This is a genomic window from Pseudoneobacillus rhizolycopersici (genome assembly GCF_054786815.1).
On the sequence record NZ_JBTOOE010000003.1, the window covers coordinates 272,127 to 293,438 of the forward strand.

Sequence of the window (21,312 nt, forward strand, 5' to 3'; positions counted from 1 at the left end):
GTATGAGGTGCCTTTTTTTATTTAGTTTTTGGCTGTGTTAAAGAATAATGTTGTTTTTGCACCTGTTGATTGAAGCGGAAGGCACTCGACTCCTGCGGGATGAAGCGGCCAAAGGTGAGACCCCGCAGGAGCGAAGCGACGAGGAGGCTCACCGGACGCCCCGCGGAAAGCGAGTGCCTGTAGCGGAAATCAACAGTCAAATTAAACACAGCCTAGTTTTTGGATTGAGGTGATTGAGATCAAGCGCTACGAGCCTCAAAGAGAGGAAATACTAAGTGCCGGTATTGATATCGGGACAAGTACCACAAAAATCGTAATTAGTAGATTCTCGCTTATGAATATGGCAGGCGGAATGCATATGCCTCGAATTGAAATCGTCAATAAGGAAATCCTGCACCGCAGCCCGATTTATCGGACACCGTTGCTCTCGGCGACCACAATCGATATCAAAGCGGTAGAGGAATTGGTTACGAAGGAATATAGGAAGGCTGGAATCGAGCCAAATGAAATTCAAACCGGAGCCGTAATCATAACGGGTGAAACGGCAACAAAACAAAATGCTCAGGAAATGGTCCATACCTTATCCGATAAGGCGGGGGAGTTCCTCGTTGCCACAGCAGGACCCGATTTAGAGGGCATCATTGCGGCCAAAGGTTCAGGTGCCTATGAGTATTCCAAAAGAACAGGAAGAGTCATTGCCAACATCGATATTGGTGGAGGCACAGCCAATGTTGCCGTCTATAAATCGGGTAAGCTATGTGGAACCTGCACCCTTCATATAGGTGGTAGATTAATAGAGTTTGAGCAGAACCAAATTCGGAGCATTTCTTCACCTGTCAAACAAATGTTTCAACAGTGGGGATCTACCGTTCAAGCGGGTGGTTTTCGCTATAGTTACCAAACAGAGATTCGGAAGCTTACTGACTACATGGCAGCTGTGATTGCTAGGATGCTAAAGCGTGAACTGTTACCAACCGATCAGCCATTACTTCTAGGACATGCTCCTGATTGGAATGAAGACATTGATGCGATTATGTTTTCAGGTGGAATCAGTGAATGCATTTACCAATATGAGCTCGGGACACCGAAAGTTGCCCATTATGACGATATAGGGGAAACGTTGGCGTCTTCTCTAAAGGATAGCAAGGAATTGACGCAATGGACTTGGGTAAAACCAACAGAAACCGTTCGAGCCACGGTTCTAGGAGCCGGAACTCAAACGACAGAAATCAGTGGAGCGACCATTCATGCTGAGAGTAGTGATCTACCGTTACGGAATTTACCGGTTTATGGGATTTCTTTCGGACAACAGCTCGAGGAAGGACTGGAACGAATCAAATCTGGTGTACAGCAAGCCTTGGACATCTATGATCCGCAGCGAGAGGGACAAAATTTTGCTCTTTATCTGACGGATATGCCCTATTTAGGGTTTCGGGATGTACAAAAGTTAGCCGAGGCGATTCTCCTAGCTATTGAATTGAAGCCGAATAAGCAACAACCGCTCGTTATCGTACTAGAGAGTGATCATGCTAAAGTATTGGGACAAACCATTAAAGTACAAAGTCCAACCCAAAGCATTATTTGTATCGACCAGATAAACGTTGAGCATGGCGATTATATCGATATTGGCAACCTCTTACAAACCAATGTCGTTCCAGTCGTCATTAAGACTTTAACATTTCATCATGGAGATTGAATTTACAGAAAGGAGGATTTCATCCATATGAAGCTGCAGACAAACTATTTAGGAACGATCTATCAATTTTCGTCCCTAAAGGATTTATTTGCGAAGGCAAACGAAGAAAAATCAGGGGACCGCTTAGCCGGCTTAGCGGCAGAAACGGTTCAGGAACGGATTGCCGCAAAGGAAGTATTAAGTCATTTAACGCTTTCTCAAATTCGTGAGAATCCATTACTAGCGCCAGAAGAGGATGAGGTTTCTCGAATCATAGAGGGCACAATTAACACACCTGTTTACGAATCTATTAAAAATTGGTCCGTGGCCGAGCTTCGTGAGTACATATTAGATGACACGACAACAGGCGAGGATTTAAAACGATTGAGCAGAGGGCTAAACAGCGAAATGATTGCCGCTGTTGCAAAGATTATGTCGAATTTGGATTTAATCCACGCTGCTAATAAAATTGAAATTTTAACAAAGTGTAATATTACGATTGGTTACAAGGGAACGCTTCCTTCACGGCTACAGCCGAACCACCCTACCGATAATGTTGAAGGGATGATTGCTTCTTTAAAAGAAGGCTTATCCTACGGAATGGGTGATGCTGTCATTGGCATTAATCCTGTAGACGACTCAGTTGAGAGTGTGAAGCGCCTGCTTCAAGCGACTCATAATTTTATCAATGAATGGGAAGTGCCGACGCAAAACTGTGTTCTTGCCCATGTAACGGCTCAAATGAAGGCGATTGAGCAAGGAGCACCAGCCGATATGATTTTCCAAAGTATCGCGGGTACGGAAGCGGCAAACCGTTCATTCGGAATTTCCGCGTCCTTATTAGAAGAGGCCAATGCGATGGCCAAGTCATTAGGAACTGGTACGGGCCCACAACGTCTGTATTTTGAGACGGGACAAGGCTCGGAGCTCTCAGCGGAAGCCCATTTTGGAATCGACCAAATGACTCTAGAATCTCGTAACTACGGTTTTGCCCGTCACTATGATCCATATATTGTGAACACAGTAGTAGGCTTTATCGGTCCAGAGTATTTATATAACAATAAACAAGTTATTCGTGCCGGTTTAGAAGACCATTTCATGGGTAAAATGCATGGCCTTCCAATGGGTGTGGATGTTTGTTATACAAACCATATTAAAGCAGACCAAAATGATATTGAGGACCTTGGAGTGTTGTTAACGGCTGCGGGCGTCAATTTCGTTATTGCTACACCGATGGGTGATGACTGTATGTTAAATTATCAGTCACTTAGCTATCATGATGTTGCAACATTAAGACAAACTTTGAATAAGCGTCCTTCACCAATCTTTGCCGAGTGGCTTGAAAAAATGGGAATCTTCGAAAATGGCAAGCTAAGTAAAATGGCAGGAGATCCAACAATTTTTTCAAAGAGGGGAGTGAACTAACTTGAATCCTGAACTCGTTGAAAAAGTAACCAAAATGATCTTGGAGAAGATCCATGAGCAAAAGAGTAGTGAAACAACAAAAGTAGAGTCTAATACCGAATCACAACCAGCGGTTAAGATTTGGAATCATGCAGAAAGTTCTAGTGGAAAATCAGCTAGTCATACATCTAGTCCAAGTTCCCTACTAGATACAAAAACAGATAAGGGTTCAAACGATTTAATTCAAATACGTAGTTACACCAGCTCAACACCGGCAACTTCCACTAAGAGGGAAGTTAGCATGGTTAGTAAGCCTGAGGCAGCGAAAAATAGCAACGGAATCCATAACCCGTATAATGCGGAAGAATTAAAGGATTTGATGAGTAAAACACCGGCACGAATTGGAATTGGTCGTGCGGGACTACGTCCAAAGACGAACGCATTATTAAAGTTCCGCTTCGATCATGCTGCAGCAGTGGATGCGGTTTATGGAAGTGTCAATGAAGAGTTATTAAAGCGCCTTGACCTTTTTAAAGTAAATACACAGGTGAATGATAAAGAGACTTATATTCTCCGTCCTGACCTGGGTAGAAAGCTTTCTGATGAGGGCAAGCAAATGATTTCCAAAAGCTGTCGCAAAGCACCAACTGTGCAAATTATTGTTTCAGATGGCTTAAGCTCAAGTGCGATTGAAGAAAATGTCGAGGACGTTTATCTATCCCTTCAGCAATCATTGAAGAGTCTAGGCATTGATACAGGAACTCCTTTTTATATTGAAAAGGGACGTGTAGCCGTTATGGATGATGTTGGGGAGCTTTTAGAGCCAAAGGTTGTTGTTTTATTAATTGGCGAGCGTCCAGGACTAGTAAGTGCTGAGTCTTTAAGTGCTTATTTATGCTTTGAGCCACGCAAAGGAACGATAGAAGCAGACCGGATGGTAATCTCCAATATTCATAAAGGCGGAATTCCGCCAGTTGAAGCAGGGGCCTATCTAGGAACTGTTATTCAAAAGATATTAAAATATGAAGCTAGCGGCGTGACGCTAGTTCAGAAGGAAGGCTAGGGGGTAGGAATATGGCTTTAGAACGAATTCATGCTGAAATATTGGCTGTTCGATTAATTCCAAATGTTGACCCTGATTTAGCAAAGCAATTTAATCTTGCCTCACATCATCGCAGCGTAGCGATATTCACCTCAACGGTTGACGATATTGGCTATACAGCTCTTGATGAGGCTACCAAGCGTGCTGATGTAGAAGTGGTTTATGGCCGCTCGTTCTATGCAGGTTCAGGACATGCATCAGGTCCATTGTCAGGAGAAATGATTGGGATTATTGCTGGACCATCTCCCGATGAAGTGAAGAGCGGGATGGAGGCAGTGTTGCAAACGGCGGAATCAGATGCCTATTTTGAAGCACTTAATCCTGAAAAAACACATGCCATTTATGCTCATGTGGTTTCAAGAACAGGCTCTTACCTGTCAAAGGAAGCGGGAATTGAAGTGGGCGAGCCGTTAGCATACCTGATTGCTCCGCCATTAGAAGCTGTATATGGTTTGGATGCAGCCTTAAAGGCAGCCGATGTGCGCTTAGTGAAGTTTTTCGGACCACCATCTGAAACCAACTTTGGTGGCGGCTTACTGACTGGAACTCAATCCGCTTGTCAGGCAGCTGCAGATGCTTTTCGTGAGGCGATTTTAGACATTGCCCAAAATCCAACAAAATATTAATACATCAATGTTATTAGGGAGTGTGTAATGATGCAATTTGATCAAGACCTCCAATCGATACAGGAAATGCGCAGTGCTGTACAACGTGCGAAGGAAGCACAATTGAAATACATGTCCTACACACAGGAACAAGTAGATAAAATTGTGAAACATGTAGCTGAAGTGGCTTTCTCACATTCACTTAGCTTAGCGCAAATGGCCGTTGAAGAAACAGGCATGGGTATCGTGGAACATAAAAAAATTAAAAATGAAGTAGGTTCAATGGCTGTCTATGAATCTATTAAAAATGAAAAAACAGTGGGAATCATCCGTGAGGACCATGCAAACAAAATAACAGAGGTTGCTTATCCGTACGGTGTGGTTGCTGGAATCATTCCAACAACAAACCCAACTTCAACTGCGATTTTTAAAACGTTAATCTCGTTAAAAACGAGAAATGCGATTGTGGTAAGCCCACATCCACGGGCAAAGAGATGTACAGTTGAGGCATTAAAAATTTGCAATGAAGCGGCTATTCAAGCTGGGGCTCCGGATGGACTAATTGGTTGGATCTCAATTCCTTCTATGGAAGCGACTAATCAATTAATGAAACACCGCGACGTGAATCTGATTTTAGCAACAGGCGGTGGAGCATTAGTGCGTGCTGCATATAGCTCAGGGAAACCGGCTTACGGCGTAGGACCTGGAAATGTCCCTTGTTATGTGGAAAAATCAGCGAATGTGGCAAAAGCTGTATCGATGATTGTTGATAGTAAGTCATTTGATAACGGGACTATCTGTGCGACTGAGCAAGCGATTGTCGTTGATCGCAATGTCCAACAAATCCTTATTCGCGAATTAAAGAATAATGGTGCTTATCTTCTAAATGCCGAAGAAAAAGCGTTGCTTGAAAAGGTTATCGTAACGACACCTGGGCACTTAAATCCGGCGATTGTCGGTCAACGGGCTGTGAAGATTGCCGAAATGGCTGGTGTTAAAGTACCTGCTGATACTAGAGTTCTAGTAGCAGAAGAAACACGAGTTGGTAAGGATGTTCCATTCTCGCTTGAAAAATTATCACCTGTATTTGCTCTATATACAGCTGATAGTTATGAGGAAGCAAAAGAGTATTGTATGAAGCTTCTAAATCTTGGCGGTAGAGGTCACAGCTTGTCACTTCATACGAATGATGAGAATGTTGCAAAGGAATTTGCTTTAGAAATGCCGGTTTCAAGATTAATGGTTAATACGCTTTCTTCGATTGGAGCAGTCGGAGCTACGACGGGCTTAATGCCGTCACTGACCCTTGGCTGTGGTTCATTCGGTGGAAACATTACATCTGATAATGTCACAGCTCGCCATTTGATCAATATTAAGCGAATGGCATATGGCACGAAAGAGGTTTCCTTGCCAAAACCATCAGCTACTACAGCTTCAGCAAAAACAGTAGGCAATGGTAGCGAAAATGTCGAGCAAATTGTTGATCAAGTGTTAAAACAAGTTACTCTTGGCTCATCTGAGGTTGATGCGAAAGTAATAGCTGAAATGGTGAATCAAGTTATTAAACAATACCAAAACAACTAATTAGGAGGAATTTAAAATGGCAACAACAGCATTAGGAATGATCGAAACAAAAGGATTAGTAGCATCAGTAGAAGCAGCAGACGCAATGGTGAAAGCAGCTAATGTTCATTTAGTAGGAAAGGTTCATGTTGGTGGCGGAATCGTAACAGTAATGGTTCGTGGAGATGTAGGTGCAGTGAAGGCAGCAACAGAAGCTGGAGCAGCTGCTGCTCAACGTTTAGGTGAATTAATGTCTGTACACGTAATTCCACGCCCTCACAACGAATTAGAAAGCATCTTACCGAAGCTAGAAGCGTAATTTGATTTTACTAGTTTAATAAGTTAGGAGCATGAAACGATGAATCAACAAGCCATACAAGCAATTATTGAAGAAGTCGTATCAAGATTAACCAATACCACTGCTTCAGCTTCAGGCGAGCTTGGGATTCCGATGGCTGTTTCTGCTCGACATGCTCATTTAAGCCAAGCTGATCTGGAAGCCCTTTTCGGTGAAGGCTATCAGCTTACCAAAAAAGCAGACCTATCCCAACCGGGACAGTTTGCCGCAAACGAAACCATTACCATTGTGGGACCAAGAGGGAGCATTGAAAACGTGCGGATTCTTGGTCCTGCGCGTCAATTAACCCAAGTGGAAGTGAGTCAAACCGATTCCATAAAGCTTGGAACGAAGCCACCTTTACGTGAATCAGGCGATATTAAGGATTCTAGTCCCATCACCCTTGTTGGGCCAAAAGGAAGTCTTTATAAAAAGGAAGGCCTCATTGTTGCGCAAGCTCATATTCATATGACACCTGAAGATGCAGTTCTTTTCCGTGTGGAAAATGGTGAATATGTCAAAATTGAGGTGGACGGACCACGTCCGGTCACACTGGGCAAGGTTCTGATTCGTGTTTCACCTAGGTATAAGCTGGAAATGCATGTCGATACAGATGAAGCGAATGCGGGATTTATTTCGCGAAAAACAGTTGGTAAATTAGTGAAGATCGAGGGGCAAGCATGATGGACCGCGATTTAATTGCTCAGGTTGTCGCAGAGGTTATAAAAAGACTGACTTCCTCTGAAGAAATAGCTGGAGTGAAGGAAGCAAAGCCTAATCTCTTAGTTTTCGGCAATGTGAAACGCCTAAGTATTCCATTAACCGAAACTATTTCGGCCCGTTGGAATATGATTGGTGGGCAATCTCTGGATGACATCGAACGGTTTTCCCCGGAAAAGGTGCTATTTTTAGATGCATCGCAGGATCTACTCGTAAAAGGGGCAATTGGATTAACGGATACCCCTGAAAGTGAAGCGCTAGCCCGCAGTATTTGGGCAAATATTCCGGTCACGCTAATTCCAACTGATTTTTTAAGCAAGTATTTGTTTGCGGACCCGGGGGCGTCGTCGAATCGGGAATATCTTTTACAAATTAAAGGATATGTAGAGCAACTGCAAAAACTTGGTGTTAGTGTGGAAACCTTGGAGGCAGCTTTTCAAAGTGTCAGCCAGCTTCAAGAAGCTAGCCAAGCTTCAGAGAAAGCAACTGGTAAAAAATTGCTAACGCAGAGAGATGTTCAGGCATATAAGGGAAAGCAGATATTGGTTGATGAGAACACCATTATTACCCCTTTAGCGCGCGATACGGCTCGTGAATTGGGAAAAACGATTGAATTACGGAAATAGAAAGGGGCGAGAGTCATGCAAATGGGAACAATTATCGGTAATGTTTGGGCAACTCGAAAGGAAGATCATCTTGCCGGATTGAAGTTTCTTTTCGTGCAACCTGAATTACCGGATGGTACCATTGTTGACCCGCCTTTTGTCGCTGTTGACCGAATTGGTGCAGGAGTGGGCGATCGCGTTCTTGTCACCCGTGGCAGTGCGGCTGCCAATATGACGGGTGAGTTGAAGCTACCGATTGATGCTCTTGTCATTGGTATAATTGATTCGATTGATGTGGAAAGGAAAGAGGTGAACTAACATGGGTAGAGCATTAGGCATGGTAGAAACGAGAGGGCTAGTAGGCTCGATTGTAGCCGCTGATGAGATGCTGAAGTCAGCAGATGTTCGTTTAGTCAAACAAGAGAAAATTGATGCTGCGCTAGTAACGATACTCATTCAGGGAGATGTCAGCGCTGTTCAAGCAGCAGTTGATGCCGGTAAAGCAGCAGCAGCTCGTGTAGGCGAGTTGATTTCCGCACATGTGATTCCTCATCCGGATGAAGATATTAAAGATGTATTACTAAAGGATGTAAAAAAAGCAGTCGTTCAAAAAGAAGCGGAAAAGAAAGAAGCACCGGTTGAACCGACTGGGAAAGAAACGAAAACAGCTACCAACAAGAAGAAGCAAGAAGCAAAAGACAATAACCCAGAGGAACCAACCTCAAAAGAAGGGAAATGACTTCTTGATAAAAGTGGAACGGAGGAGAAATAATGGCATTTAAACGCAGAAAGATTGCGGTTATCGGCGCAGGTTTCACCGGAGCAACTGCAGCTCTAATGCTGGCTCAAAAGGAACTTGGCGATATCGTATTAGTAGACATCCCTTCTCAAACCAATCCTACTAAAGGAAAAGCGCTAGATATGCTAGAAGCTAGTCCTGTTCAAGGCTTTAACGCAAATATCACAGGTACATCAAGCTATGAGGATATTCAAGACGCCGACGTCGTTCTCATTACAGCTGGTTTACCAAGAAAGCCTGGAATGAGCCGCGATGATTTAGTGGCTACCAATGAAAAGATTATGGTTGATGTATCGGAAAATATTCGTAAATATGCTCCGAACAGTTATATAATCGTATTAAGTAATCCTGTGGATGCAATGACCTATGTTTGTTATAAAACAACGGGCTTCCCGAAAAACCGTGTCATTGGTCAATCAGGTGTTCTTGATACGGCTCGTTTTAATACGTTTGTAGCCCAGGAATTAGGTGTTTCGATAGAGGATATTTCAGGATTTGTGCTTGGTGGGCATGGGGATGAAATGGTTCCTTTAGTACGCTATTCCTATGCTGGAGGTATTCCATTAGAGAAGCTTATTCCGGCAGAACGGATTGCAGCCATCGTCGAAAGAACGCGTAAAGGCGGCGGTGAGATTGTGAATCTACTCGGACAAGGCAGTGCCTATTACGCTCCAGCAGCATCGATGGTTCAAATGGCAGAAGCCATCCTTAAAGACAAAAAGCGGATTATACCTTCTATTGCTTACCTAGAAGGAGAATATGGCTACCAAGACATCTATCTAGGCGTTCCAACCATCCTCGGAGGAAACGGAATTGAAAGCATTATCGAAATTCCACTTACAACCGAAGAAAAAACAGCACTAGACAAATCAGCCAACTCCGTCAAAAACGTCATGAACATCCTAACCACCAAATAAAAAACACTTTAGCGCTTTAAAGCACAGCGGGACAGTCCCGCTGTGCTTTAAAGCGCTAAAGTGTTTTTATGTTTATTTCGAAATTTTTTGGGGTAAGTCTATTTAGGAATGAACTCAAAGATTTTCTTGGATTCAAAACTGTCGACTAAGCGATTCAGCCAATCATAGTATTCGAGTGCCTCGGTTAGTTTCGTAATGTCCGTCTTTGCCTGGGATTTAATGCTTTCATCGGTGGTTTCGTCTTCAAGCAACTGGTGTAATTCACCCAAGGACTTTTCCATTGCCGAAACATTGATGTTAATTCCGGCTCTCCATTTGATGGAGAAGAAGTCGATAAAGGTTTGGTGCCAATCCAGCTCAGCTTGATACAGATCCTTTCGTGCTCCCTTTTTCCACACTTTATCGACCATTTTTAACTCCAATAAACTGCGGACAGATGTACTCATACTGGTTTTACTCATTCCAAGTTCTTCCTTCATATCATCTAATGTGAGAGGACCATCTTGGAAATATAAAGCACCGTATAAACGTCCGATGGATTCGGTAACCCCGTACAAATTCATATTTTGCGAAATGGCATCAATCACCCGTTCGCGGGCGCATGCTAATTTTTCTTCACCATTCATATCTATTTCACATCCATTTTACATCCATGTACTTAATAAGAGTAACATGTTTTTTTTAGAAGTAAAGCCTTCACCTTAGGAGGAATCTGGAGTAATTTGGAGCATTTATATGCATTTGTATTATTCGGTTCGTACAGTTTTTTCTGCACGAACTATATGACCGAATATGCTGATATACCAACTTTGCCCAACGAAACTAATTAATCCTACAATTAAGAGGTGCCATTGGAAAAACGAAAAAACGAGGTGAATAGATGAATACTATACCAAAAAAGATAAGCGTTCGAAATGTCACTAAGGTTTTTGGGAAATCGAAAAAGGCGATACAGCTATTAAATGCTGGAGAAACGAAACAGAGTATCTTAAAGAGAACCGGGGCAACCATAGGAGTCAATAAGGCTAGCTTCGAGGTCGAAGAAGGAGAAATTTTCGTTATTATGGGCCTGTCGGGAAGTGGGAAGTCCACTTTGGTAAGAATGTTGAATCGACTCATTGAACCAACGATCGGTGAAGTGCTTATTGATGGCGAAGATATTGTCAAAATGACAAAGGAACAACTAAGAAGAGTGCGTCGTCGAAAAATAAGTATGGTGTTTCAAAAATTTGCACTATTTCCCCATCAAACCGTTTTAGAAAACACGGAATATGGGCTGGAAATCCAGGGAGTAGCCAAAGAAATACGAGTTGAAAAAGCAATGGCTGCATTAAAACTTGTTGGTTTAGAAGGGTATGAAAACCAATATCCGAACCAGTTAAGCGGCGGGATGCAGCAACGAGTTGGACTTGCCCGTGCCTTAGCCAATGATGCAGATATCCTCTTAATGGATGAGGCGTTTAGTGCCCTAGATCCGCTGATTCGAAAGGATATGCAGGATTTTCTGATTGAATTGCAAGGCAAGATGAAAAAAACGATTGTGTTTATTACACATGATTTAGATGAAGCACTCAGAATTGGCGATCGGATTGCCTTAATGAAGGATGGGGCGATTGTGCAAATGGGTACACCGGAAGAGATTCTAATGAATCCATCAAATGACTATGTTGAGAGATTCGTAGAGGATGTTGATTTGTCCAAGGTGTTAACGGCCAACTATGTGATGAAAAGGGCAGAAGCGGTTTCTGTCGAAAAGGGGCCAAGGGTGGCTCTGCAAATGATGAAGGAACTAGGAATCTCGAGTATCTATGTGGTGAATAAACAGAAAACCCTTCTTGGTGCCGTGACAGCTGCAGATGCAAGGGAAGCGATAGAGCGAAATGTCGGACTAATGGGCGTGTTAACGGACGAGGTAACAACCGTTGCACCGGATACGATTCTAACAGATTTATTTGACCAGGTTTCAACGGCCTCGATTCCAGTCGCTGTTGTCGATGACAATAAACGACTTCTTGGGATTCTGGTAAGGGGAGCGGTCATCGGAGCATTAGCCGGAAATCATCCTGTCTTTCATCGTTTCGGGGAAGAGGAAACAGAATCGAAAATGGCAATGGAGGTGAAAATACATGGACCGATTACTTCCTAAACTGCCAATTGCCGATTGGATTGATGCAGCCGTTAATTGGCTTACGATCAACTTAGAATTTGCCTTTGATGGAATTACCTCTATTTTGCAACTGATTGTTGATGGGCTGGTTGCTGGAATGGAGATTATCCCAACCTATTTATTTATTATTCTTCTAACTTTACTCGCATGGAAATTAGCGGGAAAAGGGATGGCCATTTTTACATTGGTTGGTTTATTTTTAATTGAAAATCTTGGGTACTGGGAGCCGATGCTTGAGACGCTGGCACTGGTTTTAACAGCTGTATTTATTTCGATTCTATTAGGAATTCCAATGGGAATTTGGGCTTCACAAAATCAAGTAGTCAAACAATTTGTCACCCCCGTTTTAGACTTTATGCAAACGATGCCCGCCTTTGTTTACCTCATACCTGCCATTTTCTTTTTTAATATTGGGGTTGTCCCAGGTGTGGTCGCTTCCGTTATATTTGCGATGCCACCAACGATCCGCTTAACCATACTCGGAATTGGGCAAGTTCCGGCGGATATTATTGAAGCAACCGAAGCGTTTGGTTCAACAACCGGTCAGAAGTTAATGAAAGTACAGCTTCCGCTTGCCATGCCAACGATTATGGCGGGAATAAACCAGAGTATCATGCTGGCCCTTTCAATGGTGGTCATCGCATCAATGGTTGGTGCTCCAGGTTTAGGGGCAGATGTGTATCGAGCTGTCACACAAATACAAATCGGGAAAGGATTTGAGGCAGGTCTTTCCATCGTCGTTATTGCGATTATACTCGACCGAGTCACTCAGAATGTCGGAAAAAATAAAAAGCAAGGGAGATCGATCTAATGAAGAAAAAATGGCTGAATCTGTTGGGATTGGCTTTACTGATAATGGCACTTGCTGCTTGCGGCGCAGATAAAACAAGTAGTGGGGAAGAAACGTTAGGGGAAAGCGTAGATTACAAGATTATTGGGATTGACCCTGGGGCTGGCATTATGAAGGCCACCGCCAAAGTTTTGGAAGACTATGAATTAAAGGATTGGCAGCTAGTAGAAGGTTCAAATGCGGCGATGACGGCTACGTTGAAGAAGGCTTATGAAAAAGAAGAGCCCATTATTGTAACTGGATGGACACCACATTGGTTGTTTGCCAAATTTGATTTAAAATATTTAGAAGATCCTAATGGTGTTTATGGACAAGAAGAAACGATTAACACGATTGTTAGAAACGGCTTAAAGGATGATATGCCTGATGCATACACGGTATTGGATCAGTTTAACTGGACGCCGGAAGATATGAACATCGTCATGAATGCGATTTATGATGGTGAAGATCCAAAAGAGGCGGCTGCCAAATGGGTAGAAGATAATACTGATAAGGTAAGTGAATGGACAACCGGGGCTAATAAGGTTTCAGGTGATAAAATCACACTAGGCTATGTGGCTTGGGATAGCGAAATCGCTAGTACGAATGTGATTGGCCAGGTTTTATCCGACCTTGGATACCGAGTAACCCTTATGCAAGTTGAAGCGGGGCCAATGTGGACGGGAGTGGCTGATGGAAGTTTAGATGCCCATGTAGCTGCCTGGCTGCCATCCACCCACGCCGACTACTATGAAAAATATCAAGGTCAATTTGAAGATTTAGGTGAAAACCTAACGGGAACGAAGTTGGGATTAGTCGTACCGGCATACATGGATATTGATTCTATTGAGGATTTGAAGTAAATGAAACAATGAGGTTGCCCATAAATTTATTCAATAGGATGTGCAAGCGGACAGAGACCTGTCCGCTTTTTTTGTTGTTACACTTATGTATGAACCCATTGACTTTGGAAAATTAATGTTATATGGTTAGTTACATAAGTAACTAACCAATTAGGTGGTGAAGGTGTGAAACAATTAATTGACGATGGTCGGCCTATTTTTATTCAAATCGCAGAGCGCATTGAAGATGACATTATTGAAGGAGGGCTACCCGAGGAATCTCAGGTTCCATCTACAAATCAGTTCGCAGCATTTTACAAAATTAATCCGGCAACCGCCGCAAAAGGTGTCAATTTGTTAGTGGATGAAGGGATTTTATATAAGAAGCGGGGGATAGGAATGTTTGTATCAGAGGGAGCGCGAGAAAAGGTGATTAACAAACGGAAGGAACAGTTCTTTGAAGAATATGTCATCACAATGATCCATGAGGCAAAGAAATTAGGGATAACAGTTGAACAATTGACGGATATGGTTCGGAGAGGAGATGAAAAGGCATGAAGAAGGTCGTTGAGGTAAGACAGCTGGATAAATCATTCGGGGAATTCAAGGCGATAAATGATGTAAGTTTTACGATGGAAGAAAATAAAATTTACGGTTTGCTAGGAAGAAACGGAGCAGGGAAAACCACGTTAATGAAATTAATCACAGCTCAGTTATTCCCGAGCGGTGGTGAATTATTAGTTTTTGGTGAGAATCCCGATGAAAATAGAAACGTATTAAGTCGAATTTGTTTTATCAAAGAAGGGCAAAAATATCCAGATAATTTTAATGTAAATGATATTTTAAAAGTGTCAAAGTCTTTATTTCCGAACTGGGATGAGGAGTATGCGCAAATCTTAGTGAAAGAGTTTAATCTCCCTTTAAACAGAAAAGCAAAGAAATTATCTAGGGGTATGCACTCTGCAGTTGGGATTGTGATTGGCCTTGCAAGTAGGGCGCCGCTGACCATTTTTGATGAACCGTATTTGGGACTTGATGCCGTTTCACGAGAACTATTTTATAACAGGTTAATGGAGGGTTATTTAAATTACCCGCGTACTGTCATTCTATCTACTCATTTAATTGATGAGGTTAGCAACTTGCTAGAGCATATTATGGTTGTGGATAAAGGTCGGCTCATGATTAATGAAGAGGCCGAGAATTTACGTGGAATGGCCTATACTGTAACCGGCCAAAAAACAAAGGTTGAAGCATTTATAAGTGGTAAGGAAGTTATTCATCGTGAGCCTTTTGGCGGTTTGCTGTCAGCTACAGTCATTCAAAGCGAGAAGCATGTGGAGACCAGTCTTGCAGCCTCGAGCGGGCTTGAAATATCACCTGTTTCCTTACAGCAATTAGTTGTGCATCTCACAAAAGGTGAATCTTTGCAAAAAGGAGCGATGGACAAATGAATATAAATGGTGTATTAAAAATGTATCTAAGAGATAAATGGGCGTGGTTTTTCATTCCGACGATTATTCTCACATCCGTTTTTATTCTAAATTTTATCGTCAGCCTGTTTATTTCTAACGATGAAAAGTTTTATACAGGTGGGATCTCCTATATCTTTGTATATATGCTTGTCATGGGCATTATTGTTGTCACACAAACCTTTCCTTATGCCATCGGAATGTCGGTAAGAAGAACAGAACAGATTATTTCTTGGGGACCGCGATAATGGGTTTTTTGGTTCATCTATTATTCGGCGCTATCCTTGTCGCATTTTCTGTCATTGAAAATGCAACAGACGGATGGGGAGGACGATTCCACTTTTTCCACTTTCCATATTTAAACGATGGATCCGTTTTGGAACAATTAACAGTTTATATTATTTTATTTATTAATCTGTTTTTTTTCGGCTTCGTAACAGCCAGTATAGCTCGTCGTTTTGGAGCTAGAGGTCTTATTATCACTGCTGTTGCCTTCCTACTCATTACGAGTGTCATAGCCCTCCTATTAAGTTATTATGGAGTGTGGATGAATATCTTTCAATGGTTTGCCCATCATACGGCAGTCGAAATTGCCTATTGGCTCATCCTTCCTGGTTTGTTATTAATAGGTCTTCCGTATATTTTGTTAAGACGAGCAACCGTTTAAATTTTTATGAAAAAATAACCAATTGTGATAGAGGGATAACGTGTGAAGGAACAAGACTACGATGAAAAATTGAATATTCATACAATTGAAGAGCAACAAGGCTTTCATAGGTCATTTCATTATCACCGCTATGAGCCAACACCCTACAGTGCGTTAGAGCAGCTATTTCTTCAATACGGTTTTAATAGCAATGACCATGTAGTTGACTTTGGCTGTGGGAAAGGAAGATTAAACTTCTTCATACACCATCAGTTTAAAGCCTCTGTTGTGGGAATCGAAATGAATGAAGAGTTTTATCTACAGGCAATTGACAATCAAAGAAGCTATATGAAGAAAATGAAAGAAATTGACGGCAAGATTTCCTTCTATTGTTGTTTGGCAGAAAATTATCAAATAAACCCTGTCGACAATCGATTTTATTTCTTTAATCCATTTTCGGTTCAGATTTTTATGAATGTGTTGAACAATATCATGAGGTCGGTGGAACAGTACAAACGAGAGATCGATGTGATTTTATATTATCCATCAGAGGATTATATTTACTATTTAGAAAATCAAACGTCGTTTGAACTAGTTAAAGAGGTACAATTAGAAGGGCTTTATGAACACAACACAAATGAACGATTTTTGATTTATCGACTACCCTAACATACAAACATGTACTGTTAATCAAGGTCACGAATAGAAACTTTAGCATTTTAAAGCATGTGGGGACAGTCCCCACATGCTTTAAAGTGCTAAAGGGGTGGTTGTAATAGAGTTTTACATAATTTTAACAATCTCTTAAAATGCTTTAATTATAATAATATAGTGGTATTTCTTAAATACGCTAAAGGGAGTCCAAAATGAATAGTACCAGCAAAAGTATTTATATGAGGGAGCTCTTTTCCTATATTAACTTTGCCATAAAGAAAAGAAAAAGCGGTATAGAGGATTTATGGAGATATAATGAACTAATTAAAATTATGAAAAATAATAAGCTATCTACATACTTTCAGCCGGTCATTGATCTAAAGACGGAGGAGACCATCGGCTACGAAGCATTAAATCGGCCCCCATTTTCAAAGTTATTTCCATCCACAGATCAATTTTATGATTTCATCGGGGGGACGAATCTCGTTTTTTTATTTGAACTATTTTGTCGGAACACATCATTAAAGAATTTTTCTACTAATATTAAAGCAGCTCCGAGTGAATGCGAGAAATTACTTTTTATGAATATTCATTCGGAAGTGCTCATCGATACGAATTATCGTCCTGGCGAAACCATTCAGCTTTTACAAGAGTTCGGTTTAAAGCCAAGCCAGATTGTATTTGAATTAACCGAGAAAAAAGCGGTCAATGACTTTGAAATGTTTGAAAAGGTACTTAAAAACTACCGTTCACAGGGTTTTCGAATTGCCATTGATGATGCCGGGACCGGGTATAACAGTTTAAAAACACTTGTCCACTTTCGACCGGAGTTTATTAAACTAGACCGATCGCTCATCCATAATATTGTTTCTAATGAGGCACAACAAAAAATGGTTAGCCTGCTCCTTAATTTTGCGCTGGAGTCCAATACGTCTGTTATTGCCGAAGGAATTGAGCATATCGAGGATTTAGAGTATTTGAAAAATGAAGGAATGCATTTTGGTCAAGGATACGCACTAGGTAGGCCATCCCAAACTATTTCGATCTAATCTGGGAGGTATCCAAAATACGTTGCTTGGATGTTTTCGTTTAAGGAGGGTATCTAAATGACAGGTTTAATCGGAGAGATTGCTGAATTTGTTCCCACGTTCGGTCCCGATGCTAATAATCAGCAAATCAATGAACTATTCAAACATGATAGAAAGTGCTCCGGAGTGGTAGTGGTGGAAAATAAGGTTCCGATTGGACTCATTACCAGAACCAATTTTTATCAAAAACTAGGCACCTTATACGGATACAATTTGTACATTGATAAATCCATTCAGCTATTAATGAATACGAATATTTTGGCAGTTGATTATTCCACTTCCATTATTGAAGTAAGCAAAAAAGCCATGAGTAGAGATGAAGCAGAATTGTATGATTATGTAATTGTGACCGAATCCGGATTATATGCTGGTGCCGTTAGTATTAGCCGCCTTTTAATGAAATTTGCAGAAGTACAATCCCAATTTGCCAGTTTTCTAAATCCTTTAACAGGGTTGCCCGGAAATCGGTTAATCCATGAAAAAATGTCTGAAAGTCTTTCTCGAGATACATTTACTGTCCTCTATTTTGATATCGATTATTTTAAAACTTATAATGACATCTACGGCTTCGCAAAAGGGGACCAAGTCATTCAAGCCACGGCAACGTTGTTAAAAAATGCCATCATGAAAAGGAATGGTTTCTTAGGACATATCGGTGGCGATGACTTTTTGGCGATCCTTTATCATCATGATTACTCCCACTTATGTCGTTCTATCATTCGTGATTTTGATAGTATGGTACAAACCGTCTATACCCAAGAACATCTCGCTCAAAAATATGTTTTGGCAGAGGATCGCTTAGGAGAGAAACGTAAAATTCCGCTCCTAAGCATATCTATTGCCGTTATATCGAATCAATTTCAACCCTTTACAACTACGGAAGAAATTATTAACCAGGCTACTGAAATGAAAAAGCTTTGTAAAAGAAAGGTTGGTAGCTGTTATTTGGATGTTGTTCATTCAATTTCATGAAATAATCTGTTCTAGTGAAAAAATGGGGCTAAAATGCCCATTAAAGGCTTTTTATGGACATTTGAAAGATGGCAGTTTGACTATTACTGCACTTGGAACTTCGTCCTCATTTTTCCTAAGGTTTCTAGCGTGATAATATTCCACTTGCTTTTGTGAGAGCCTGGTTTAAATCATCGGTTAAATCTTTAATCGATTCAAGCCCAACGGACAGTCTTACTAGTTCTTCCGTCACACCGGTTTTCTTTAATTGTTCACTGCTTAACTGTTGATGAGTGGTGGAAGCAGGATGGATGACAAGGGAGCGAGCGTCTCCAACATTTGCTAAGTGAGACCATAATGACAAGGAATCAATAAAGGTTTTTCCTGCCTCACGACCACCTTTGATTCCAAATACGACGACAGCCCCGTCTCCGTCTTTTAAATATTTTTTCGCTAAGCGGTTAGATGGGTGGGAAGCTAGGCCCGGGTAGGAAACCCATTCTACAGCTGGATGATTCACTAAATATTGAGCAATCTCCAAGGCATTTTTCGTATGTCTTTCCATGCGAAGAGAAAGCGTTTCTAAGCCCTGAAGTAATAAAAAGGCGTTAAATGGACTTAAGCAGGAACCAAAGTCTCTCATTAGCTGAACGCGTAATTTAATGATATAGGCTAAGGAGCCAAAGTCGGACGCATAACGAATACCGTTATAGCTAGGGTCTGGCTCAATAAATCCAGGGAACTTCTCACTATTAAAATTAAACTTTCCGCCATCAACGACGACTCCCCCGATGGATGTACCGTGACCGCCAATCCATTTCGTCGCCGAATGAATGACAATATCGGCCCCCCACTGAATCGGTTGACAAAGAGCCGGCGAAGCAAAAGTGTTATCCACGATGAGTGGAATTCCCGCCTCATGAGCGATATTCGCAACCGCCTCAATATCAAGAACAAGCAGGCTTGGATTCCCTATAATCTCAGCAAAAACCGCTTTCGTCTTCGGTGTAATCGCTTTTCGGAAGTTTTCCGGATCAGAGGAGTCAACAAAATGGACCTTCACCCCATACTTCGGAAGCGTGTTCGCAAATAGATTGTAGGTTCCGCCGTACAGATTGGCTGCCGCAACAATTTCATCGCCAGCATGAGCGAGATTCAGAATCGCTAACGTGATGGCAGCCTGGCCGGAAGATGTTGCAACGGCTCCAACTCCACCTTCTAACAACGCGATTCGCTTCTCGAACACATCGACCGTCGGATTACCTATGCGAGAATAAATATTGCCGAGCTCTTCTAGAGCAAATAGCCGTTGGGCGTGGTCGGTGTTTTGAAATACATATGAAGAAGTTTGATAGATGGGTACAGCTCGTGAGCCTGTCGTTGGATCTGGCTCCTGTCCTCCGTGAAGTAATAATGTCTCTAATTGATACGATAGGTTTTGATTGGTCATCTTAATAACACTCCTTATTAGATTCATCGTTTTATTTTGATCATGCAGGCATTCCGTTCTCGTTCTAGGTGAAGTTAGTTCGTGATGGATTGTTCAAGTACTGGTGTGTATGGTTTTGTGTATATAGGTAATCCTGTAGGGGAAACTGGGTAAACAGTTAGGAAGTCTTGTTGAAGAGACTCCAAGAATAAGAGAATGTCATTTTCCCTTCCTTGTAATAAAAATCCCTCAACATGATTGAACGTTTCTGTTTTTAATAAAGTGACTCTGTTGCTAAGAAGTTTTTGTCTAAGTAAGAGCTTTTTACTAAAAATTATCTAATGTAAGTATGGTTAGATTCGATACCGACAATGGCTTCAAAAACGATAACGATATCGGGCGAAGCTAAAAGCTTAATGGGTTTCATTTAACTCCTCCTTTATCAGATGTCCCCATTTTTCAAACTCAACGAGAAATCCGTCGTGCCCAAAGATCGTGTCGACTTCGTAATGGCAAGCTGGGGTGTAATTTTTTTTACATTCATGTATGACTGATGCTAATAAGTCAGCAGAATAGATAATATCTTCTTTGAAACTAAACGCAATCACCTTCGCTTTAATGGCCGATATAGCCTCCTGCCAGCCACCGCGATCTCTGCCAATATCGTGGTGATCCATTGCCTTAAGTAGGTATAGATAGCTATTTGTATCAAATCTTTTTAAAAATTTTTTGCCTTGATACTGCAAATAGGAATCTACTTGATAGGCAATCTCCTGATGCGATATTCCCCAGCTTTCCCTCTGCTCCCGGTTAAATCGTTGATTAAACAACTCTGGGGAACGGTAGGAAATCATCCCGAGCATTCTGGCCACACTAAGCCCTGTTTGTGGATTTGCCTTGTAATTTCCTCCTTGCCATTCAGGGTCATTTAAGATGGCAAAACGGGCAATGGCATTATAGGTCATTCCAAAATCACTCATAAACGGGGCGGTTGCGAGTGGAAAAAGCAGGTTTGCGAAGTGAGGATAGAGAATGCCCCATTCCAGCACTTGCATTCCTCCTAAGGAACCGCCAATAATCGCGTGCACCTTTTCAATCCCTAGCTTTTGTAAGGCAAAGTAGTGACTGTTGACAATATCCCTAACGGAGATAAACGGAAAATGTGCCCGATAAGGCAGACTGCTTGGATTAAGACTCAGTGGCCCAGTCGATCCATTACAGCCCCCTAGAACATTCATCGTTATGACTTGCCATTTGCGAGAATCGATCGGCTTTCCTGGGCCAATCAATCCCGACCACCAGCCTGGTTCCTCTGTAGTTCCAACGGAATACTGATTTCCAGTTAGGGCATGACAAACCAGAATGATTGGGGTAGAGGGATCACCAACTCGTTCGTAGGCAATCTGCACATTCTTAATCGTTACATCACTTTCGGTTTTAAAATCACCAATATCAATGACGCCATATTCTTGCTGCAACTCCGGATGCATATTGCCTCCTCCCTTATAAA

At 41.8% G+C, this 21,312-nt stretch carries 23 protein-coding genes and 1 pseudogene; 21 read left to right on the forward strand and 3 right to left on the reverse strand.

Going from position 1 to position 21,312, the window contains the following annotated elements:
• The first annotated feature begins 238 nt into the window (after positions 1-238).
• The 11 genes from ACX9YW_RS05690 to mdh are packed head-to-tail and all read left to right on the forward strand — an operon-like array spanning position 239 to position 9,727.
• Positions 239-1,696, forward strand: coding sequence for an ethanolamine ammonia-lyase reactivating factor EutA (locus tag ACX9YW_RS05690; protein WP_460343246.1), 1,458 nt, complete (start codon positions 239-241; stop codon positions 1,694-1,696).
• Between the two features lie 27 nt (positions 1,697-1,723).
• The gene (locus tag ACX9YW_RS05695; protein WP_460343120.1) at positions 1,724-3,100 is read left to right on the forward strand and encodes an ethanolamine ammonia-lyase subunit EutB; all 1,377 of its coding nucleotides are present in this window, start codon (positions 1,724-1,726) and stop codon (positions 3,098-3,100) included.
• 1 nt (position 3,101) lies between these two features.
• Positions 3,102-4,142 (forward strand): ethanolamine ammonia-lyase subunit EutC, encoded by a 1,041-nt coding sequence (eutC, locus tag ACX9YW_RS05700; RefSeq protein ID WP_460343123.1) that lies wholly within the window; start codon positions 3,102-3,104, stop codon positions 4,140-4,142.
• 11 nt (positions 4,143-4,153) lie between these two features.
• Positions 4,154-4,807 (forward strand): ethanolamine utilization microcompartment protein EutL, encoded by a 654-nt coding sequence (eutL, locus tag ACX9YW_RS05705; RefSeq protein ID WP_460343126.1) that lies wholly within the window; start codon positions 4,154-4,156, stop codon positions 4,805-4,807.
• 30 nt (positions 4,808-4,837) lie between these two features.
• Complete coding sequence (locus ACX9YW_RS05710; protein WP_460343249.1) at positions 4,838-6,370, forward strand: acetaldehyde dehydrogenase (acetylating); 1,533 nt, start codon at positions 4,838-4,840, stop codon at positions 6,368-6,370.
• Between the two features lie 16 nt (positions 6,371-6,386).
• Positions 6,387-6,668, forward strand: a complete 282-nt coding sequence (locus tag ACX9YW_RS05715; RefSeq protein ID WP_460343129.1) for a BMC domain-containing protein — start codon at positions 6,387-6,389, stop codon at positions 6,666-6,668.
• A gap of 39 nt (positions 6,669-6,707) precedes the next feature.
• Positions 6,708-7,370 (forward strand): phosphate propanoyltransferase, encoded by a 663-nt coding sequence (locus ACX9YW_RS05720; RefSeq protein ID WP_460343132.1) that lies wholly within the window; start codon positions 6,708-6,710, stop codon positions 7,368-7,370.
• Positions 7,367-8,032 (forward strand): hypothetical protein, encoded by a 666-nt coding sequence (locus tag ACX9YW_RS05725; protein WP_460343135.1) that lies wholly within the window; start codon positions 7,367-7,369, stop codon positions 8,030-8,032. Before ACX9YW_RS05720 ends, ACX9YW_RS05725 begins: the two co-directional genes overlap by 4 nt.
• 15 nt (positions 8,033-8,047) lie before the next feature.
• Positions 8,048-8,329: a EutN/CcmL family microcompartment protein gene (locus tag ACX9YW_RS05730; RefSeq protein ID WP_460343138.1), complete on the forward strand. Its 282-nt coding sequence runs from the start codon at positions 8,048-8,050 to the stop codon at positions 8,327-8,329.
• A gap of 1 nt (position 8,330) precedes the next feature.
• A complete protein-coding gene (locus ACX9YW_RS05735; RefSeq protein WP_460343141.1) occupies positions 8,331-8,750 on the forward strand; it encodes a BMC domain-containing protein in 420 nt (139 codons plus the stop codon).
• A 32-nt stretch (positions 8,751-8,782) separates the two neighbouring features.
• On the forward strand, positions 8,783-9,727 hold the full coding sequence (gene mdh / locus ACX9YW_RS05740; protein ID WP_460343144.1) for a malate dehydrogenase: 945 nt from the start codon (positions 8,783-8,785) through the stop codon (positions 9,725-9,727).
• 98 nt (positions 9,728-9,825) lie between these two features.
• Here mdh and ACX9YW_RS05745 read toward each other — a convergent pair whose 3' ends face one another.
• Complete coding sequence (locus tag ACX9YW_RS05745; RefSeq protein ID WP_460343147.1) at positions 9,826-10,353, reverse strand: GbsR/MarR family transcriptional regulator; 528 nt, start codon at positions 10,351-10,353, stop codon at positions 9,826-9,828.
• Between the two features lie 254 nt (positions 10,354-10,607).
• On the opposite strand from ACX9YW_RS05745, the gene ACX9YW_RS05750 reads away from it, so the two are divergent.
• The 10 genes from ACX9YW_RS05750 to ACX9YW_RS05795 all read left to right on the forward strand — a co-directional run bounded on the left by ACX9YW_RS05750 (position 10,608) and on the right by ACX9YW_RS05795 (position 18,394).
• A complete protein-coding gene (locus tag ACX9YW_RS05750) occupies positions 10,608-11,873 on the forward strand; it encodes a quaternary amine ABC transporter ATP-binding protein (RefSeq protein WP_460343150.1) in 1,266 nt (421 codons plus the stop codon).
• On the forward strand, positions 11,854-12,705 hold the full coding sequence (locus ACX9YW_RS05755) for an ABC transporter permease (RefSeq protein ID WP_460343152.1): 852 nt from the start codon (positions 11,854-11,856) through the stop codon (positions 12,703-12,705). Before ACX9YW_RS05750 ends, ACX9YW_RS05755 begins: the two co-directional genes overlap by 20 nt.
• Positions 12,705-13,586: a glycine betaine ABC transporter substrate-binding protein gene (locus tag ACX9YW_RS05760; protein ID WP_460343155.1), complete on the forward strand. Its 882-nt coding sequence runs from the start codon at positions 12,705-12,707 to the stop codon at positions 13,584-13,586. The genes ACX9YW_RS05755 and ACX9YW_RS05760 overlap by 1 nt, the downstream gene beginning before the upstream one ends.
• A 165-nt stretch (positions 13,587-13,751) precedes the next feature.
• Positions 13,752-14,123 (forward strand): GntR family transcriptional regulator, encoded by a 372-nt coding sequence (locus ACX9YW_RS05765; RefSeq protein WP_460343158.1) that lies wholly within the window; start codon positions 13,752-13,754, stop codon positions 14,121-14,123.
• A complete protein-coding gene (locus ACX9YW_RS05770) occupies positions 14,120-15,016 on the forward strand; it encodes an ABC transporter ATP-binding protein (RefSeq protein WP_460343161.1) in 897 nt (298 codons plus the stop codon). Before ACX9YW_RS05765 ends, ACX9YW_RS05770 begins: the two co-directional genes overlap by 4 nt.
• The gene (locus ACX9YW_RS05775; protein WP_460343164.1) at positions 15,013-15,282 is read left to right on the forward strand and encodes a hypothetical protein; all 270 of its coding nucleotides are present in this window, start codon (positions 15,013-15,015) and stop codon (positions 15,280-15,282) included. The genes ACX9YW_RS05770 and ACX9YW_RS05775 overlap by 4 nt, the downstream gene beginning before the upstream one ends.
• Entirely contained in the window at positions 15,282-15,701 is a 420-nt protein-coding gene (locus tag ACX9YW_RS05780; protein WP_460343167.1) for a hypothetical protein, read from the forward strand. Before ACX9YW_RS05775 ends, ACX9YW_RS05780 begins: the two co-directional genes overlap by 1 nt.
• A 42-nt stretch (positions 15,702-15,743) precedes the next feature.
• A complete protein-coding gene (locus ACX9YW_RS05785) occupies positions 15,744-16,349 on the forward strand; it encodes a methyltransferase (protein WP_460343170.1) in 606 nt (201 codons plus the stop codon).
• Positions 16,350-16,546: 197 nt separating this feature from the next.
• Entirely contained in the window at positions 16,547-17,383 is an 837-nt protein-coding gene (locus tag ACX9YW_RS05790; RefSeq protein ID WP_460343173.1) for an EAL domain-containing protein, read from the forward strand.
• Between the two features lie 57 nt (positions 17,384-17,440).
• Positions 17,441-18,394 carry a GGDEF domain-containing protein gene (locus ACX9YW_RS05795; protein ID WP_460343176.1) on the forward strand — a complete coding sequence of 318 codons (954 nt, stop codon included), beginning with the start codon at positions 17,441-17,443 and terminating at the stop codon, positions 18,392-18,394.
• A 136-nt stretch (positions 18,395-18,530) separates the two neighbouring features.
• Here ACX9YW_RS05795 and ACX9YW_RS05800 read toward each other — a convergent pair.
• Positions 18,531-19,823: pseudogene (locus ACX9YW_RS05800) on the reverse strand (O-acetylhomoserine aminocarboxypropyltransferase/cysteine synthase family protein); the annotation flags it as partial.
• Positions 19,824-20,215: 392 nt separating this feature from the next.
• Positions 20,216-21,292 (reverse strand): homoserine O-acetyltransferase MetX, encoded by a 1,077-nt coding sequence (gene metX, locus ACX9YW_RS05805; protein WP_460343180.1) that lies wholly within the window; start codon positions 21,290-21,292, stop codon positions 20,216-20,218.
• Positions 21,293-21,312 lie beyond the last annotated feature (20 nt).

Bases quoted from the DNA above. Each gene is read 5' to 3' on its own strand.
- ACX9YW_RS05695 (WP_460343120.1), top strand. From the start codon at position 1,724: ATGAAGCTGCAGACAAACTATTTAGGAACGATCTATCAATTTTCGTCC.
- eutL (WP_460343126.1), top strand. From the start codon at position 4,154: ATGGCTTTAGAACGAATTCATGCTGAAATATTGGCTGTTCGATTAATT.
- ACX9YW_RS05710 (WP_460343249.1), top strand. From the start codon at position 4,838: ATGCAATTTGATCAAGACCTCCAATCGATACAGGAAATGCGCAGTGCT.
- ACX9YW_RS05715 (WP_460343129.1), top strand. From the start codon at position 6,387: ATGGCAACAACAGCATTAGGAATGATCGAAACAAAAGGATTAGTAGCA.
- ACX9YW_RS05720 (WP_460343132.1), top strand. From the start codon at position 6,708: ATGAATCAACAAGCCATACAAGCAATTATTGAAGAAGTCGTATCAAGA.
- ACX9YW_RS05725 (WP_460343135.1), top strand. From the start codon at position 7,367: ATGATGGACCGCGATTTAATTGCTCAGGTTGTCGCAGAGGTTATAAAA.
- ACX9YW_RS05730 (WP_460343138.1), top strand. From the start codon at position 8,048: ATGCAAATGGGAACAATTATCGGTAATGTTTGGGCAACTCGAAAGGAA.
- ACX9YW_RS05735 (WP_460343141.1), top strand. From the start codon at position 8,331: ATGGGTAGAGCATTAGGCATGGTAGAAACGAGAGGGCTAGTAGGCTCG.
- mdh (WP_460343144.1), top strand. From the start codon at position 8,783: ATGGCATTTAAACGCAGAAAGATTGCGGTTATCGGCGCAGGTTTCACC.
- ACX9YW_RS05745 (WP_460343147.1), bottom strand. From the start codon at position 10,353: ATGAATGGTGAAGAAAAATTAGCATGCGCCCGCGAACGGGTGATTGAT.
- ACX9YW_RS05750 (WP_460343150.1), top strand. From the start codon at position 10,608: ATGAATACTATACCAAAAAAGATAAGCGTTCGAAATGTCACTAAGGTT.
- ACX9YW_RS05755 (WP_460343152.1), top strand. From the start codon at position 11,854: ATGGACCGATTACTTCCTAAACTGCCAATTGCCGATTGGATTGATGCA.
- ACX9YW_RS05760 (WP_460343155.1), top strand. From the start codon at position 12,705: ATGAAGAAAAAATGGCTGAATCTGTTGGGATTGGCTTTACTGATAATG.
- ACX9YW_RS05770 (WP_460343161.1), top strand. From the start codon at position 14,120: ATGAAGAAGGTCGTTGAGGTAAGACAGCTGGATAAATCATTCGGGGAA.
- ACX9YW_RS05775 (WP_460343164.1), top strand. From the start codon at position 15,013: ATGAATATAAATGGTGTATTAAAAATGTATCTAAGAGATAAATGGGCG.
- ACX9YW_RS05780 (WP_460343167.1), top strand. From the start codon at position 15,282: ATGGGTTTTTTGGTTCATCTATTATTCGGCGCTATCCTTGTCGCATTT.
- ACX9YW_RS05790 (WP_460343173.1), top strand. From the start codon at position 16,547: ATGAATAGTACCAGCAAAAGTATTTATATGAGGGAGCTCTTTTCCTAT.
- ACX9YW_RS05795 (WP_460343176.1), top strand. From the start codon at position 17,441: ATGACAGGTTTAATCGGAGAGATTGCTGAATTTGTTCCCACGTTCGGT.
- metX (WP_460343180.1), bottom strand. From the start codon at position 21,292: ATGCATCCGGAGTTGCAGCAAGAATATGGCGTCATTGATATTGGTGAT.